General features: G+C 40.2%; 14 protein-coding genes. All 14 read left to right on the top strand.

Annotated features, from left to right (window positions below; translation table 11 throughout):
- The first annotated feature begins 47 nt into the window (after positions 1-47).
- On the top strand, positions 48-1,319 hold the full coding sequence (locus tag BDE27_RS04250) for a tyrosine-type recombinase/integrase (RefSeq protein WP_099131001.1): 1,272 nt from the start codon (positions 48-50) through the stop codon (positions 1,317-1,319).
- Between the two features lie 139 nt (positions 1,320-1,458).
- Positions 1,459-1,665 carry a helix-turn-helix transcriptional regulator gene (locus BDE27_RS04245; protein WP_099131000.1) on the top strand — a complete coding sequence of 69 codons (207 nt, stop codon included), beginning with the start codon at positions 1,459-1,461 and terminating at the stop codon, positions 1,663-1,665.
- Positions 1,666-1,773: 108 nt separating this feature from the next.
- Entirely contained in the window at positions 1,774-4,209 is a 2,436-nt protein-coding gene (locus BDE27_RS04240) for a toprim domain-containing protein (RefSeq protein ID WP_099130999.1), read from the top strand.
- A gap of 980 nt (positions 4,210-5,189) precedes the next feature.
- Positions 5,190-5,312, top strand: a complete 123-nt coding sequence (locus tag BDE27_RS20160) for a hypothetical protein (protein WP_255430643.1) — start codon at positions 5,190-5,192, stop codon at positions 5,310-5,312.
- Between the two features lie 113 nt (positions 5,313-5,425).
- On the top strand, positions 5,426-6,502 hold the full coding sequence (moeB, locus tag BDE27_RS04235) for a molybdopterin-synthase adenylyltransferase MoeB (RefSeq protein WP_167450543.1): 1,077 nt from the start codon (positions 5,426-5,428) through the stop codon (positions 6,500-6,502).
- An 18-nt stretch (positions 6,503-6,520) separates the two neighbouring features.
- Positions 6,521-6,781 (top strand): ubiquitin family protein, encoded by a 261-nt coding sequence (locus BDE27_RS04230; RefSeq protein ID WP_099130997.1) that lies wholly within the window; start codon positions 6,521-6,523, stop codon positions 6,779-6,781.
- Position 6,782: 1 nt separating this feature from the next.
- A complete protein-coding gene (locus tag BDE27_RS04225) occupies positions 6,783-7,367 on the top strand; it encodes a hypothetical protein (RefSeq protein WP_099130996.1) in 585 nt (194 codons plus the stop codon).
- On the top strand, positions 7,364-8,197 hold the full coding sequence (locus tag BDE27_RS04220) for a multinuclear nonheme iron-dependent oxidase (protein WP_099130995.1): 834 nt from the start codon (positions 7,364-7,366) through the stop codon (positions 8,195-8,197). Before BDE27_RS04225 ends, BDE27_RS04220 begins: the two co-directional genes overlap by 4 nt.
- 55 nt (positions 8,198-8,252) lie before the next feature.
- Positions 8,253-11,285: a carbamoyltransferase C-terminal domain-containing protein gene (locus tag BDE27_RS04215; RefSeq protein ID WP_099130994.1), complete on the top strand. Its 3,033-nt coding sequence runs from the start codon at positions 8,253-8,255 to the stop codon at positions 11,283-11,285.
- Entirely contained in the window at positions 11,266-12,420 is a 1,155-nt protein-coding gene (locus BDE27_RS04210) for a YcaO-like family protein (RefSeq protein ID WP_167450542.1), read from the top strand. The genes BDE27_RS04215 and BDE27_RS04210 overlap by 20 nt, the downstream gene beginning before the upstream one ends.
- Before the next feature lie 3 nt (positions 12,421-12,423).
- Positions 12,424-13,089, top strand: a complete 666-nt coding sequence (locus tag BDE27_RS04205; protein WP_099118160.1) for a TfuA-like protein — start codon at positions 12,424-12,426, stop codon at positions 13,087-13,089.
- A 6-nt stretch (positions 13,090-13,095) separates the two neighbouring features.
- A complete protein-coding gene (locus BDE27_RS04200; protein ID WP_099130992.1) occupies positions 13,096-14,430 on the top strand; it encodes an MFS transporter in 1,335 nt (444 codons plus the stop codon).
- Between the two features lie 184 nt (positions 14,431-14,614).
- Positions 14,615-15,175 (top strand): GNAT family N-acetyltransferase, encoded by a 561-nt coding sequence (locus BDE27_RS04195; protein ID WP_222941604.1) that lies wholly within the window; start codon positions 14,615-14,617, stop codon positions 15,173-15,175.
- 82 nt (positions 15,176-15,257) lie between these two features.
- Positions 15,258-15,884, top strand: coding sequence for a DUF6445 family protein (locus tag BDE27_RS04190; protein ID WP_099130991.1), 627 nt, complete (start codon positions 15,258-15,260; stop codon positions 15,882-15,884).
- Positions 15,885-16,865: the final 981 nt, after the last annotated feature.

Below are 16,865 nucleotides of genomic sequence, written 5' to 3'. Positions count from 1 at the left end.
GCATAATTCGGGGCACTTACCGTTCGATTCAAGGAATGCCCTTAATAATGAAACTAAACGCCCGGCAAATCGAAACTGCAAAGCCCAAAGAAAAAACCTACAAACTCGCCGATGGCGGCGGTCTCTATTTAGAAGTCTCGTCACGCGGCTCGAAATACTGGCGCATGAAGTATTACCGCCCCACCGATAAGAAAGAAGATCGTCTGGCGTTCGGCGTTTATCCGGCGGTATCATTAGCCGATGCCCGTGCTAAACGGGATGAAGCCAAAAAGCTGATGGCACAGGGCATCGATCCCAAAGCCGAAAAGAAAGGCACCCCAACGCCCGCCAAAGTCAATTCGTTTGAAGAAGTCGCCCGTGCATGGCACGCCAGTAACAAACGCTGGAGTGACAGACATAGCCAAACAGTGCTGCGCAGCCTTGAGCAGTCTATTTTCCCGCATATCGGCGCACGCGATATTACCACGTTACGTACCAGCCAGCTTTTAGCCCCCGTCAAGGCCATTGATGAACAGGGCAAACACGATATCGCCCAGCGGCTGCGCCAGCGTATCACTGCCATCATGCGCTACGCCGTCCAGAATGATATTCTGGAATCCAACCCGGCTAATGACATGGTAGGCGCACTTACCACCGCAAAATCCCGTCACCATCCTGCCCTGCCCCATGAATATTTACCGGATTTTCTGAGCCGATTGTCTGTTTACCGCGGGCGCCTGTTGACCAAAATCGCTGTCGAGCTGGCACTGCTGACGTTTGTCCGTTCCAGCGAACTGAGATTTGCCCGCTGGCAGGAAATCGACTTTGAAAACGCTGTCTGGAAAATTCCCGCTACACGAAAACCCATCAAAGGCGTTCGTTTTTCTGAGCGCGGCATGAAAATGAAAACGGATCACATCGTGCCGCTGAGCCGTCAAGCTGTCTCGTTATTCAAAGAGTTGAGCGTACTGAGCGGCAACTGCGAAGTGGTATTCCCCAGTGATCATGATGCTGCGAAAGTTATGAGTGAAAACACCGTCAATAAGGCGCTACGGGCGATGGGCTATGACACCCAAACCGATGTCTGCGGGCATGGCTTCCGCACAATGGCGCGCGGTGCAATGGGCGAATCCGGCCTGTGGAGCGATGATGCCATCGAACGCCAGCTCAGTCATATCGAACGAAACAACGTCCGGGCGGCGTATATTCATACATCCAAACATCTGGACGAACGGCGGCTGATGGTGCAGTGGTGGGCGGATTATCTGGATGCGAACAGGGAAAAGTCAATCACACCCTATGACTTCGCCAAACCGCTGCGTGACAGGAAAAACCGCTAGTACAATTTGCAACCCGTTAATTTTCATCGGAAGAAAAACAATTAACGCTGTTCATTAAGTCTTGCTTTTTAAATAATCCGCCTGTCATCAAACAGCGTCCACGATGATATTTCAGGGACTGGGTAACAGGAGAAGTGACATGACAATGGCAGCATTGAAAACAAGCCTGATTCGTTTGCCAGAAGTGCAACGCAGAACGGGTTATAGCAAAGCATGGATCTACAAACTGATTAGCGACGGCGCATTCCCGCAGCAGGTCAAGATTGGCCCGCGTTCCGTTGCTTTTATTGAAGCAGAGATTGATGACTGGATTGCCCAGCGTATTGCTGAATCGCGAGCGGCATAACAAACAAAAGACTATGACATAAGACATTTACTATAAAACACAACGCCCCAGCGTGCTGAGAACACATCTGAGGCGTTTAACCAATAACCATTCGTAAGGTAAAAAATTATGGCTGATACACAGCATACCCAAACTCGCCCTGAATTTACAGTTCAAAAAACAGCGGGCAATCAAAAACCGCTTGATCTGATCCAGACCGTAAAAACATCCGCCATGTATTCGTGGCAAAACCTGCTGCCCGCTTGCGGTATTACTGTTCCGGTAAAGGGAAAGCATGGCGCCTGCCCCATCTGCGGTGGTACTGACCGTTTCCACTTTATCGATGATCACCATCACGGCAACTGGCATTGCCGTCAGTGTGACGCGCCGAATTATGGTGATGGACTGGATTTAGTGGCAAAAACCAAAGGGATCTCTGTTACTGAGGCGGCAAAAGTTGTCGCTAATGTACTGGCGCTACCTTTACCAGATCCCAAGCCAACCAAAGAAACCCATCCAACACTACCGATTGCTGAAAGAGTGGCAGCACTGATGGCGCAAACTGTCGTGGGGCAATCGCCTTATCTGGCTGCAAAGGGTCTGCAACATCTTGATCAGCGGCTACTGTTTGATAATTCGACAGTGCTGGTACTGACAGCACTGGATAAACAAGTCACCGGGGCGCAGATCATTAAACCCAATGGCGAGAAAAAATTCTTCCCCGGTAGCCAGAAAAAAGGGGCGTTTATTCCCTTGACAGCGCTGGAAGAGCATCCGGAGACGGTAATTATCACCGAAGGTTACGCCACAGCACTCACGGTTAGCCAGCTCTATAAAGGTACTGTTCTGGCGGCGCTGGATGAGGGCAATTTATCTTCTGTTGCCAAATCCATTCGGGAACGCTGGCCGGACACAAAAATCATTATTGCAGCGGATAATGATTGGCACTCTCCCGGCGAGCTGGATAAGAACGGCAAACCCAAAGTGAATGTCGGCAAGATCTCAGCAGAAAAAGCTGCCCTTGCGGTGAATGGTTGGGTCACGTTACCACCGGATGCTGTTAAAGCCGATTGGGATGATTATCGTCAGAAAAATAGTGTGAAAATAGCAGAGCTGGCCTTTGTTCAGGGGCTTTATCAACCGACACCAACAAAGAAAAAAGAAGCTATTCAGCCCAATGACGTCGAGTCTTCTAAGCTGACATTATGCCAGATGGGTGCCAGCCAGCGCGGAGAAGTGTTGCTGGCGCGTTATGACAGCAATTTGGCGTTGGATGGCGCTTCGGAAACCATCCATCACTATGATGGTATTGTCTGGCGTCCGGTCAGTGACCGCGATTTACGACGGGAAATGGTGGTTGCCTTTATGGAAGAGAAACTACCGTATTCACCGCATGGCATCAGCTCTGCCGTGGATGCTCTCAAATTACAGCTTCCTATGATGCAGCCACCAGAACGTCACTTAATCGGATTCAGCAACGGCGTGTTTGACCTGAAATCCTGCCAGTTCCGGCCTCATCGTAAACATGATTGGTTGCTGCTGGCTAATGAGGTTGAATTCAATTCCCCTGTTTCGGGGGAAACCCTGAAAGACCATGCTTCACATTTTTGGCACTGGCTTAACCGGGCAACAGTCAACTGTGAGAACAAGTTTGATCGGGTACTGGCGGCACTGTTTATGGTATTGGCGAACCGTTACGACTGGCAGCTATTTCTGGAAGTCACTGGTGCCGGAGGCAGCGGCAAAAGTATCTTTGCTGAAATTTGTTCCATGCTGGCGGGTAAAGGTAATACTGTTTCAGCAAGTATGTCTGCATTAGAAATTCCACGGGAACGGGCGTTGATTGTCGGCTATTCGCTGATTATCCTGCCAGACCAGACCCGCTATGTGGGCGATGGCTCAGGTATTAAGGCCATTACAGGCGGCGATGAAGTGGCTATCGATCCAAAGCATAAACAGCCCTACTCAACCCGCATTCCTGCTGTGGTACTGGCGGTGAATAATAATGCCATGAGTTTCAGTGATCGCAGTGGTGGCGTATCACGGCGTCGGGTAATCTTCAATTTTTCCGAAGTCGTACCGGAGAATGAACGCGATCCGCTCTTGCGGGACAAAATCGCAACAGAACTGCCTGTGATTATCCGGCACCTGTTGCATCGGTTTGCTGACTCACAAGCCGCAAGGCGTTTACTGGCAGAGCAACAAAAGTCCGCAGAAGCACTGGATATCAAACGCGGTACCGATCCACTGGTCGATTTCTGCGGCTACCTGATTGCGTCCGATGAAGCTGACGGCTTGCTCATCGGCAATGCAGAAATTATGCCGTTCAATCCCCGCAAATACCTTTACCACGCTTACCTTGCTTATATGAAAGGCAATAACCTGAATAAACCCGTTTCCGTGACCCGCTTTGGCATGGATATGCCGGGCGCATTGGCAGAGTACAACCAGCAATACCTGCGCAAGAAAAGCAAACAGGGTATTCGCAGCAATCTGAGTCTGGATCTTGATACTGCCATCGAGTGGCTGCCAAAATTGACAAGGGATAACCTACCAGAAGAATAATTCTTTCTGATTACAGACATTTTTCAAAGAAATATAAAAAAGTGTTCATTCCTGTTCACTCTATAATTTAAACCAGATATATCAATATATTATAGGGTGAATAGTTATTTTTAAACTGTTCACAAGTCTTCACCTCTGTTCACCTTATCTTAGTTTGAGGTGAACGGTTAGGTGAAGAGTGGTGATGAGTTTTATTTCAAGTCATCAACCTTTAACAATATGAATTTAAACAAAAATATTCAAAGGTGAACAGGGTGAACAGTTTTATCCCTAATTCTTTAATACAGGGGGTAAGCAAAAAAGTTTTCTCTGGAAGGTGTTTTTCAGCTCTCCGAGTTACTGGGTTAATGTATTAGCCCGGTAACTCGGAGAAGACAAGCATAGCGCGTCAGTGTCGCTCTAAGTAGGTTAAAGTGGTTATCAGCAGGAACTATCGATGATAGAGATATGCCCTAATAATGTTGTATACCCGACATAACTCAATGTTTAGGAACGACGGGAGTACCTGCAAGTTAATGCCCAAGCAATGTATCTACATATACTCTTGTCAGTCAAATTTAAATTTAAATTTAAATTTAATTAACAATAACTTCAAAATATAATCCAACGCGTTAGGTGTATATCCCAGATAATTTAAATCAGAGATCATAAAATATGTGACCTGAAGATACATCTACATTCCGAATCGTATTCTTAATCCATTGTTTTAATTAAAAATTAATATTTACGCAAGTATTATGCAAACGCTTTAAAATCATTGTATTACAGATATCGCTGTGCGGAATAACGGATATATTTTCTCCTAGCCAATATCAGAAATGCCGTTATCATTTATCAATATTTCATATACAAGATAGAACATTTTTTTGACAAAAAAACACATTAAATTAACATGGGTTTTGTTCGCAACATAAAATGTAAAATGGTGCGTATATTGACATTTTTTACACTCTTACAAACATATATAGAAGGAAAATAAAATGGATAAAGCTCAAGAATTGGAAATTGCTGTAGCCGAACTGAATGCAGAAAATTCCGATGCGGAAAATGAATTGTTGTTAGATATTACAGGTGTAGTTTCCAACAAAGAGTGGCAAGAATAATACTACATGGCCGCGATGCGGCCATGTCTAAATCACGACTAAAATTATTAACCATATAATTTTAATTAAAATTAGTTTTTCATCTAAAAACAGACTTTAATATGAGCAATATTATGGGTGATATTCAAGATGTTGAAACAATAACAATTAATGCATTAAAAGAACTTAATAGCTTTCTATTGGTGGATGTTCGGGAAAGCCATGAATTTGCTAATGGCACAATTCCCGGAGCATTAACCCTAGGACGAGGTTTTTTGGAAATTGAGCTAAAAAACAGACAAATTGAACTAGATCATCCAATTGTTCTGTTTTGTGCTAGTGGGCTTCGTTCAAAATACGCTGCATTGGGCTTAATTGCACTGAATTTCGTTAATATATATTCTCTTGAGGGTGGTTTCGAAGCATGGAAAGCAGGAGGTAATTCTGTAGAACAACCCTCCACAATCTTAAGCCAAACCGAGAAAAACCGATATGCACGTCATATTTCCTTAAAAGATATTGGACTTCATGGACAATTAAAAATCATGAAGTCTAAAATACTGGTCATTGGAGCAGGGGGACTAGGTTCATCTTGTCTGCTTTATTTGACAGCCGCTGGGGTAGGTGAGATTGCCATTGTTGATCACGATATCGTCGATTTAGGTAACCTACAACGGCAAGTTATCCATAATGAAACGATGTTACAAAAGAAAAAAGTTGAATCAGCCCTTCATACGCTAAAAGCATTAAATTCTGGCATCAAAATAAAAATCATAGATGTTGCCATTAATACCAAGAATATTCAGCCTATTCTGGAGGATTACGATATAATCATCGATTGTACAGATAACTTTAATGCTCGTTATGCGATAAATGATGCTGCAGTAAAGGCAAATAAACCATTAATTTCTGCTGCCGTACAACAATTTACAGGCCATGTAATGGCACGTACTCAACCTTATTCTCCTTGCTACCGCTGTATCTACCCCGAAGCTCCACCAACAACTTTGTCCCCCTCATGCTCTGAGAATGGTGTAGTTGGAATTATTCCGGGTATTTTAGGATTACATCAGGCAAATGAAGCATTGAAAATTATTCTAAATATAGGTGATACATTAGATGGAAAGCTATTTAAACTTGATTTGTTAAATAATAAATATCAATTATTAGAGACCAAGAGACGCACTGACTGTTTGTGTCACAACCAATAAATAATTGAAGGAATTAATATGATTACTGTATCATTTCCTGAATCTGTTAGCGGAAATAGACAGATTGTTATCTCAGCAAATAATCTTTATGAAATATTAAAAAATATGCAGAAGAAACATACCGATATTTTTTCTTTGATTGCGATATCTAAAAACGATAATCTTAAACTTAAACCTTTCGTTACTCTTTTTATAAATAATGTCATGTCAGTAGAGAGTAATCCTTCATTAAATGATGGAGACATTTTGTCTTTTGAAATAGCTATTTCAGGAGGATGAAATGGATGCTAAGTTATTACAAAAAGCCTACGTATCACTACTATATAGTGATCATTTTTGTATTACAGGTGCGGAAAAAGAGTATCATTATATCCATTCTACAATGGATCACGACAGACTGGTAGTTGAGCGGGCTGCTCGTCGCAGAAATTTACGTACAGTACTTTATGCAGATATGCATTTTTCTCCACGCTTTTTTAGTAAGGATTTTTTCCTTAAGCTTGTAAATTTATATTGTGATTCGGATAGTTTCTGGAATTGGAATAGTAGAACATTGATTGAAAGCTTTTGCTATTTTGTTTATACAAATGCAGATTTGATGGAAGAAGAAAAAATTCCTTTTCTTATTGATGGTATTTATTCTGGCATTTCTACTGGAATGATAAACTCACCATGGAGTTCTACAATTTCCAGAAACAATGAAAAATCCATAACAGAAGAAATTAACTGTGATCGTTATTTTACTCTATCTAAATTAGATACAATAAATTCTCTCAAGGAAATAATTTTTAAAAATAAATTAGCTAAGCTTCGCTTTCATAACGAAAGTGGCAAAGTGGCATTATCCTGTCGGGAGGTTGTATGAATGCACGAGTAGGGTTAGGAATTGATTATACACATAATTATGGTTATGACTTAACTAAATTATTACAATTAGCGCAAAACGGAATTAGTCATTTATCTGTCGTGGCCATACCTAATGAGGATATTGCACAAGCTTTTCGTAATAAATATCCTCAATATCCTATCATTCATCATTTTTCTGGAATGGAGCCAGCAGGTATTGATGGATTACGCTCTGATGTGCTTGTAAGGCAAAATGCCATTAGTGAGACTCTTCAGGCATACTGGTGTCTGGAAGATATCGGTATTTGGAATATTGGCCCTTACAACTTACCTTATTTTGCTGCACCAGTACTTTGTGAATCCGTTCTTTCTATGGCAATTGAAGGTGTGAAAACGATTCAGTCTGTTTCCAGTATCCCTTTTTCTGCGGAAATACCTTCTTTCAGCATTGTTGCCGGAGAAATGGCTTTAGGTGAGTTTTTCCATCGGCTAGTTGATGCGACAGACTGTAATATTGTTTTAGACATTAGCCACGTATTTTCATATGCCATTTATTGTGATCTACAGCCACTGGATGTATTGGCCAGCCTTCCATTGACCTCAGTGAACGAAATTCATATTGCTGGGGGGAGTGTACACCCAAACCATTCATGGAGATACCGTGATACACACTCAGAACCAATTGTTGATAGTGTTTTCCCACTGTTGGAACAGGCACTAGCTCAGTGCCCAAATCTGAAAGCTGTGACATATGAGTTAGGGGTGGGAATTACTCCAATTGTGATCCGTACAGATTTACAGAATATTGAAGATATTTGTCAACGAATGGCGTTTATCCCTTCATTCTGAATAAACAAACAAGAGCTGATAATCAGGTTATTGCAAATTTAAAGGTAATGAGTATATGGAAAATGATAGAACATCTATTCTTCTTATCGATAGTGCTAAAAAAAATCAGTTATCCAAGCTTAATGACGTTTCTCAACAGAATAATTTACATAATCATACCGCTAAAATCGCTAATATTTTATCACAAATATCTTTTCCATGGACAACACAAGTCTCTCTGGATTTAATATCAGCCAGCTACTTGGATGCGTTTGAGCAAGGATATTCAGAGTTGCGCACTCATATATATGAGCGTTTTGACATCTGCCCTATAGAAGCACATGCATACTCTCTGCCAGAGGATGAATATATTACAGATATTCATACCTCATTATCTACATTCCATGATAAAGCACTAGCTCCTTATATTTTAGCTTCTGTAGGCCATGATTTTGGTCGCCAGCGTTTTCCTGGGTCATGCAGTGAAACTATTGGCGTAGGATTATTATGCCATAATGGCAGTATTCCAGGTATGACACCCTTAGGATGGGGTAATATCGAGTTTTTGGTCAAAGAATGTGACTATTCCACCTACGACGAACAAGGGGCACTAACCACAACAAAAGGTACCTCTGCGGCAGTAGTCTATCTCGCTAGTCTGGCTGGAAAACTTCATTCGTGGTTAAAAAGAAATCAAATGGTCTATGATCGCCATGCTTTACATGCAGCCATGATTTGCATGAGCCAAGCATTTCAAGGTAGATATCTTTTTGATGATGTATCAGAGCAAGAAAGCATGCCTCAAACATGGAGTATTCCTTTGGAGCGTTCGAAGGAAGCAGAAATACTGCTTACGCTTACTCCAAACAAATCCGTCAGAAACAATCAAATTGCATTGGTCGTTTCTTATCAAGCGTCCATTGCCAGACAAACACGCCTGACAACCGTAATCAATGGTCAAGAAATTGTAGGGCAAAGAGGTACATTATTAATACCAGCTCATTTGCTTGAAAAATCCCCCCTTAATATTACAGTATGCGTTGTAGGACGTCTCGATCATGTGACAGTGGCATGTCAGAACACACTGGTAATAAAATGTATTAGCTCGCAACTACTTGTCGCGCCTGACGATGAAATTATTGTTGGTATCTCTGCAAGTCACGATGCTTCTGCTTGTGTGATGATTAACGGAAAAATTCGTTATGGAATTCAGCTTGAGCGTTTAACCCGTGTCAAACACGATGGAAGCCAATCCCTCAATACTACTTTAGCTGTAGATTATTGTCTGAATGCCGCTGGTTTAATGCGGGAAGATGTAAGCTGTTTTGCCTATAATATTCAATCAATGACTCCGGAGTATATCGGGCTAAATCAGCCTGTTTGTAGTACAGATTTTTCGTTGTTTGACCCCTTCTCTCCAGAGGCTGTAGTTGTTAGCCATCATCTGTGTCACGCATTTGCCGCTTGGTCGGGGTCAAAGTTTTCCAGAGGAAATGTAGTGGTAGCGGATGGTTCCGGAGGTAGTGTCGTAGGACAAAATGATTTACTCATCTCTGGGCAAGAGTTTTCTGAGTACTTAAATGCTGGACTTAAAGAGTATAAACCGGAATTGCATGTAGTTTCTCATTATACCTTTTGTGAAAATGGATATACGCTGCTAGCCCGTGAATACAGCCCATCATTTAATATTCGAACTGGAAGTCGCTCATTGGGCGAGGCTTATGCCTCTGTGAGCCAACTTGTTTTTAATTCTTGGCACGCTTCTGGAAAATTAATGGGGCTTGCACCTTATGGTATACCAAAATTTGCTGAGGAGATTGCGATTGAAAGCCCGCAGGGTATTTCTTTTGGTTATACTTGGAAGCAAAAATTTAGCAAGAAAACACTTAACGTGATGGATTACGCAGATCTGGCCGCTTCGGTACAACTCGTTCTGGAAAAAGGGATTTTTTCTCGCTTAGAGCATTACCACATAACTAATAATGAACCTCTTGTCATGACAGGAGGTGTTGCTCTAAATTCTGTAGTGAACTATAAGGTGCGTCAGAACTTTCAATTACGTGATTTCTATTTATTCCCAGCTCAACATGATGCTGGTATTTCTATCGGTGCCGCTAATGCTGCTTATTATAAAAGGCATAACCGAATTCTTAGTGATGCTTTTAATCACGATTATCTGGGAAAAGTTTACAGATATGAAGATATTGCCAGAGCCCTTAACTTATTTGCTGATAGGGTAATAGTGAAACCTATTGATACTGTTACACTAGCCGAACGGTTACATGCGGGACAGATCATTGGTTACTACTCCTGTACTAAAGGGTCTGAATTTGGTCCACGTGCGTTGGGTGCCCGTTCAATACTAGCTAGCCCTTGCTCGATGGATACATGGAAATTCATCAATCGCTGGGTGAAGTTCCGTGAGGATTTTCGTCCTTTTGCGCCGATGGTTGCTACTGAGCACCTGAGTCGTTATTTCGAAGGTGAAGGTGACTATAAATATATGCTTGAAGTGCTGCCAGTTCGTCCTGAATACCGGGAGCAACTTGCCGCTATCGCGCATGTAGATGGTTCAGCACGTGTACAAACAGTGTCTGTCAATGATAATGAAGAAATCCATGCTTTGCTCTCCGCATTTGGCAAACTTTCTGGATTTCCCGTTTTATTGAATACATCGTTTAATGTTCGTGGAAAACCTATCGTAGAACGGGCAGAACAGGCAATCGAAATGTTGCTTTCCACCCATATTGATGCGGTGGTATTTGGTGACTATATAGTCGAACTATTCGCTCCATCGTTTAATCCAGAAGTAGTTTCAGGATTGTTACGTTTGAGTCCGGGTTGTAGCTTAAAAAGCAGCCTAGAGAAAAATCAACTGCGTCATATAATAAGCCACGAATACCAAGGTAATAATCAAATTATTACTGCCTCACTATATCAGGCTCTTTTACTATTAGTGAAGCAAATGTCTCTGGCGGATACCCAAGCTGTATATGATGAGTTAAACCCTGAGCTAAGGAAAGCAGTGATGCACTATGTTCGATTGAAATTTCTTAATATTGCACGTGATTTTACTGAGGAATTTGAGTGTGACGATCTCCATCACTGAATTAGGGTTGCGCCGTTACTCTACCCGAGAGGCACTGAAATTAATTTTACCATTACGTAAGAAACTGGGAATCTCACGCTTGGCTTCTGTTGGTGAATTTGTGGATATTGCTGGCATCAGTATAGTAAATGCAGTTCGTACCACATTGAAAAAAGGACAAATATCAACCACCCAAGGAAAAGGGCGAAATTTATATACAGCCACCTGTAGCGCATTAATGGAGGCCTATGAACGCCACTGTGCTTGTTGGTGTGATGATCTGATTGTTCACCAAAATACGTATTATTATGACCGTCTCATACAGCGGCAACTGGGATTTGATCCAGAGTATGATATCAAAGACTGGATACCAGGATACGAGTTGCAAACTGGAAAAAAAATTTTATTACCTGCTGTAGAAGTACAGTTTCCTTATCATGGTTCAGATACTCAACGGGTAAATATACACGCTCACACTTCGGGACTGGCGTGTGGTGGTACCTTAGAAGAAGCGATCTGTTTTGCTATATTAGAATCCTTTGAACGCAATATTACTTCTCTATTTTACCAAAACTGTTTATCGAGTATTTGTGCAGATATTATAGATCCAGAAAGCATCAACTACCCGTCGACAAAAGCTTTATGGCAATCGTTATCTGACAAAGGGTATGAAAGTTTCGCCTTACGTATCTACGGTACGATACCGACTTGTTATGTAGCTTTATACGATCCAACCAATATGGGACCAAAATTTATGGTTGCCGGTTCCGCCTCTGGATTTACTGAAACACTAGCTCTGGATGCTGCGCTAATGGAAGCAGTTCAGGGATTAGTAGTCTGTTTACAAGCTTCACGAGAAGATTTAAGCCGTCAGCAGAAAAAGTATGATGATAAGAATTTCTTTAATCATTCACGTTTCTACGTACTGCGCGAATTATTTCGCAAGCATTATAAAATGATGAATATATCGACTGAGCAGAATGCCCCGACAACACCGGCTTCTGCTACCGAGTTTTTAACCCAAAAGCTAGCGGAGGAAGGAAAGGAACAGGTTTATATCACGGATTTATCTCTGCCCGATGTACCTTTTCATACGGTAAAAGCTATTATCCCAGGGCTATTTGATTGGCATGTTAATCCAGGAAGGAGGAAATAAATCGTGCTATTTGCTCGTAAACAAAAACCAGTTGTGTTTGGTGGTTCTTCCTTACCCTGTGATCAGCGTTATGACGCAATAATTGAATTTCGCCCACCAATCCAGACAGGAGATTTACTGGAACTGTCAGGGAGTGGTAGGCCGGTTTTGATTACAGATGGCCTTTTTGGTAGCAATATGTCGATTACTGTAGTGGAGTGCTTAAATTTTATCAACGCAGGAGGAATTCTACTCGGTAGTTCCAGCATGGGAGCATTGCGCGCTGCAGACTGCTACATTCAAGGAATGGTAGGAATAGGGCAAATATTTCAGGGATATCTATTCGGGTATTACCACTCAGATGCAGATGTGGCTCTGCGATATCATACTGATAATTATCAGGAAATCACGCTCTCTTATGTGCATATAGAATATATTGCTTGCTATCTGATGGCAGAAGGGCAGATAAGTTCACTACAAAAACGTCAGATGATGGCTTTGGTACGACAAATCATTTGGTACGAACGCTACATTGATCGGGTGATTGATGCCATGTTTAAGATTGCTCCACATTTAGACATAGCGCAGCTGTATTCTTTATTTAAAGACGACACTATGCACCCTAAAAAACAAGATGCCAGATTAGCAATAGATTATTTAGTGAAATTTTATTTGGCCAAATGTGAGTAATAAGAAATGAAAAATCAAAATTGGTTAAAAAACATAGGTTATCTAGATAGCATATCGCGTGCAATGCAATCAACATCAAATCAAATTAGTCATTTATTAGTCGGAAGCTTAGGTGGTATGTTTGGTACAGCGGTTTCATTACGTGTTTCTATTGCATTCTATTCATCTCTCTTCCTTGAAGTTCCTTCTGGATTACTGGCTGATAGATTAGGTCATTTTAAAACAGTTGCTTTAGGGAACTGGTTTAGTGCTATCGCCCTACTTATATTGTACTGTTCACTCGCAACGGCAGATAATATCAATAATCAAATTACATTACTTATTATCAGTTCTTTTTTAAGTGCCATCGCGATGTCTTTGATTTCTGGTGCTTATCAAGCAATGTTACAGGATTTGATTGATTATCAAATCATTAAACATGGTGAAGAGAGCACTCTACGTACAAAAGCACTTCTACTTTCCCAACGATATGGTAAAGAAATTGTTTCTATCGTTCCTGTTCTTTTTTTATTGCTATTATTAGTGCTTTACCGGACTATAGGACATGCTGAAATTATATTATTTATTCCAACTATAATGTTTATTGGTTTAGGGATATGGCTATGGTGTTTTCCTCAGTTGAGTGGTATGCATGAAAATCTCGGAAAAAAGAACGATCACATCAGGCGTAAAAGTACATTACGTCACTTTATTTTATATATGCGTGAATTATCACATACCCAATTTTTGATTTTTTTGAAACTTTCTATAGTAATAATTCTTCTAAATTTCTCTATGATTCATGTTCATACCTATCTCATGATTTCTGAATTCAGAGAATACAATATAATTCAGGTTGAAATAGATTATCTAATTCCTTTATTTTTTTTTATTATATCATTTGATGTAGCTCATTATATTAAAGGTGTGATAGTTCCACGTGTAGCAGCAAAGTTCTCAGATAATACGATGATTATGATTTCTTTCGTCAGTTTGATGTTACTCTCAGGACTTTGTTATCTTCTTTATCTTTATTTCAACGGAATTTTAGCATTAACTTTGTATGTTTTGTTTTTTAGAACGACCGTGACTATTGGTCAAGACGTGGCGATCAGTAATTTTCTTTCTCGCTTACCTGAGGAAATCCGAGCCTTTTCTTTGAGTCTCATAACAGGTACTGTAATTATATTATATGGTGCTTATTCTGTCTATTTAACCTTTACTGGTATTGGTGCAGAGCCTGCACAATATATCTTGTTAGAAATAGCAGTGATTGCACTGATAGGAGGACTTTTGACGTTCTATATAAAAACCACCCCACAAATAGATACTGAAAATTCTGTTTTTAATTCAATGAATTAAATATAATTTTGACTATACTTAAACTAATTTATAGAGTATAACAATAGCATGTTACTTATCGCTCTCAATATTTAAGTATATATTTTTTCTTGAGGAACTATTTTATTATGACTATTTGTTTCACTAATTAATTTCACATAACCCTAGCAACCATTCTTAATTACGCAATTAATAGGAAAATATTATGCATAAAAGTAATTATATTACATCATTTAGTACAAAACAAATGGATGTTCACTACTTCAATGAGGAAATGGCTAATGCCTTTCAGAAGTATTTGGTGAATAATAAAGATAGATTAGCTCCATTTGAGCCATTAAGGACTTACGAATATTACGAATTAAATGAAGTAAAAAAGCGTATTCGAGCAACTGTGAATCTGCAAGAGAAAAATAAAGGAGTCTCACTTGTATTTACTCCCAAAAATTCATCAGATATAGTTGGGAATATCAATTTTACTAATTTCGTTTTTGGGGTTTTTCAAGCATGCCACCTTGGTTTCTCAATTGATACTAGTTTTGAGGGTAAAGGTGTGATGCGTGAAGTTTTAACAGAATCATTAAAACATATCAGAAATAAATATCAACTACATCGCGTAATGGCTAATCACCTTCCAACTAATGATAGATGTGCTCATTTATTACAACGAATTGGGTTTATTAAAGAAGGTTATGCCAAATCATATCTTAAGATAAATGGAGTATGGCAAGATCATGTATTGAATTCTTTTGTATTTGAAGATTAATTATAATTATTTTTTCAATGTAAAAATCACACATGTTAGTTTTCCCAAAGCAATTAGTGTTTCTTAATTTTGGAGTGATAAAATGTTAAAATCACAAAGTATTATTGTAATCGATGATTTTTATCATAATCCCATTGAAATCAGAAAGCATGCACTTTCACTTGATTATAAACAAAAAAATGGAGCTACGTATCCAGGAATGGAGGCTACATCTGAACGAAATTGGGAAATAGTTAGAAATACTCTCATGTCATACATAAATGAAGATGTCAGTGCCCCCTGTCCTAAATCGGATGGATTTGCACAGGGAAAATTTCGCATTGCTGTTGCAAATGATAATAAAAAACGTCTAGATAATGTCCATGTAGATCAACAGAAATATTCAGGAATTATATATCTAACACCTAACGTTCTTTGCCAAGGAGGGGTTGCTTTTTATAAACATAAAAAAACAGGAGAGGTTTTTTTTAATAAAACTGTAATTCAAAGTAAAGGATTCCCTACCGTTGGCGATGATTTTCATAAGAGAGTTCTTTCATACTTTAAGGATGATAATAATTGGGATAAAATTGGTGAAATTCCAATGCGATTTAATCGTGCTGTAATTATTATGGCCAGAGTGTTTCATGGATCCACTGGAATTTTTGGTGACTCTATGGAAACTGGTAGATTAACTCAACATTTCGAATTTTATACCTATGATAAATAAATATTAGTGTGATTGAATTTTTGCATTATGAAAATATAATCAAATCATCGATGCTAATTTAATAAAAATGGTGTGTAGTGGAATGATAATCTTATAAAGACCAAAAGTATGTTGAGATTATTAACAAAGGCTAAGTCATTTCCATCAAAAAATAATGGTGCTTTTTCCACTCCCCATCATTGAAAAAAATTTGACCCCGCTCAATTCAACCGATACAGTATAACCTATTTATTAATGATTCATCGTCTGCAAGGATCATCCATTTGGTGGCGAAAAACTCCTGTAGCCTGAAAGGGAGAGCATAATTGCGGTACATCTGCACACTTTTGGAAGTAGATATCGCCGGACACCTAACCTATCGTCTAGCGGTGAAAGTTTCCCGGTCTCGTTATGCACCGGCTTTTCATTCATGCAGAGCAATAGCTCCTGCCATATTCACAATCTCAATTTATTCTGTACGATTTTTACCTATACGCTGATTAAATGCTCGATAAACGTCCTGAAAACTACGCGGCGTCACTTGCGTTAAAGCGTAGCGATTACCAAGTGACGCGGCCAAGCGTCAACGTCCAGAACACGTCCGGTCTGGCTTTACGACCGATTTGAACCTCGTATTACTCAGTGAAACCACTTTTCATTGGCATTTTTCTGCCTTAATTCACTTATTTCGTTTGTTTTTCACTCACCGCCTTGTAATAGGCCGATGCAGTAAAGAAAGGAGATATCACACGTCACGAATAATGAGGCGTTCATCCTGATTGAATCAGGCACTGAATGGGGAGTACTCCACCGCCGTGCAGAGCACGTAGCGAACTCCTGCAATAACTCACCGAAATCCTCGCCCTGTATACACATTATCTGACGCACCACGGAACGGTGAACCTAACCGACACGCAGGGAAAATGTTTCTAAATGAGTAAAATTAGTCTGAAAAACAAAGGGGAAATACGGACAGCGAAACGATTACGAACGAGAATAAAC

The sequence above is a fragment of the Xenorhabdus ehlersii genome, assembly GCF_003610465.1.
Lineage (GTDB): Bacteria > Pseudomonadota > Gammaproteobacteria > Enterobacterales > Enterobacteriaceae > Xenorhabdus > Xenorhabdus ehlersii.
This window is presented reverse-complemented; position numbering and strand designations above follow the sequence as displayed.

Bases quoted from the DNA above. Each gene is read 5' to 3' on its own strand.
- moeB (WP_167450543.1), top strand. From the start codon at position 5,426: ATGGGTGATATTCAAGATGTTGAAACAATAACAATTAATGCATTAAAA.
- BDE27_RS04250 (WP_099131001.1), top strand. From the start codon at position 48: ATGAAACTAAACGCCCGGCAAATCGAAACTGCAAAGCCCAAAGAAAAA.
- BDE27_RS04215 (WP_099130994.1), top strand. From the start codon at position 8,253: ATGGAAAATGATAGAACATCTATTCTTCTTATCGATAGTGCTAAAAAA.
- BDE27_RS04245 (WP_099131000.1), top strand. From the start codon at position 1,459: ATGACAATGGCAGCATTGAAAACAAGCCTGATTCGTTTGCCAGAAGTG.
- BDE27_RS04200 (WP_099130992.1), top strand. From the start codon at position 13,096: ATGAAAAATCAAAATTGGTTAAAAAACATAGGTTATCTAGATAGCATA.
- BDE27_RS04220 (WP_099130995.1), top strand. From the start codon at position 7,364: ATGAATGCACGAGTAGGGTTAGGAATTGATTATACACATAATTATGGT.
- BDE27_RS20160 (WP_255430643.1), top strand. From the start codon at position 5,190: ATGGATAAAGCTCAAGAATTGGAAATTGCTGTAGCCGAACTGAATGCA.
- BDE27_RS04230 (WP_099130997.1), top strand. From the start codon at position 6,521: ATGATTACTGTATCATTTCCTGAATCTGTTAGCGGAAATAGACAGATT.
- BDE27_RS04225 (WP_099130996.1), top strand. From the start codon at position 6,783: ATGGATGCTAAGTTATTACAAAAAGCCTACGTATCACTACTATATAGT.
- BDE27_RS04195 (WP_222941604.1), top strand. From the start codon at position 14,615: ATGCATAAAAGTAATTATATTACATCATTTAGTACAAAACAAATGGAT.
- BDE27_RS04240 (WP_099130999.1), top strand. From the start codon at position 1,774: ATGGCTGATACACAGCATACCCAAACTCGCCCTGAATTTACAGTTCAA.
- BDE27_RS04190 (WP_099130991.1), top strand. From the start codon at position 15,258: ATGTTAAAATCACAAAGTATTATTGTAATCGATGATTTTTATCATAAT.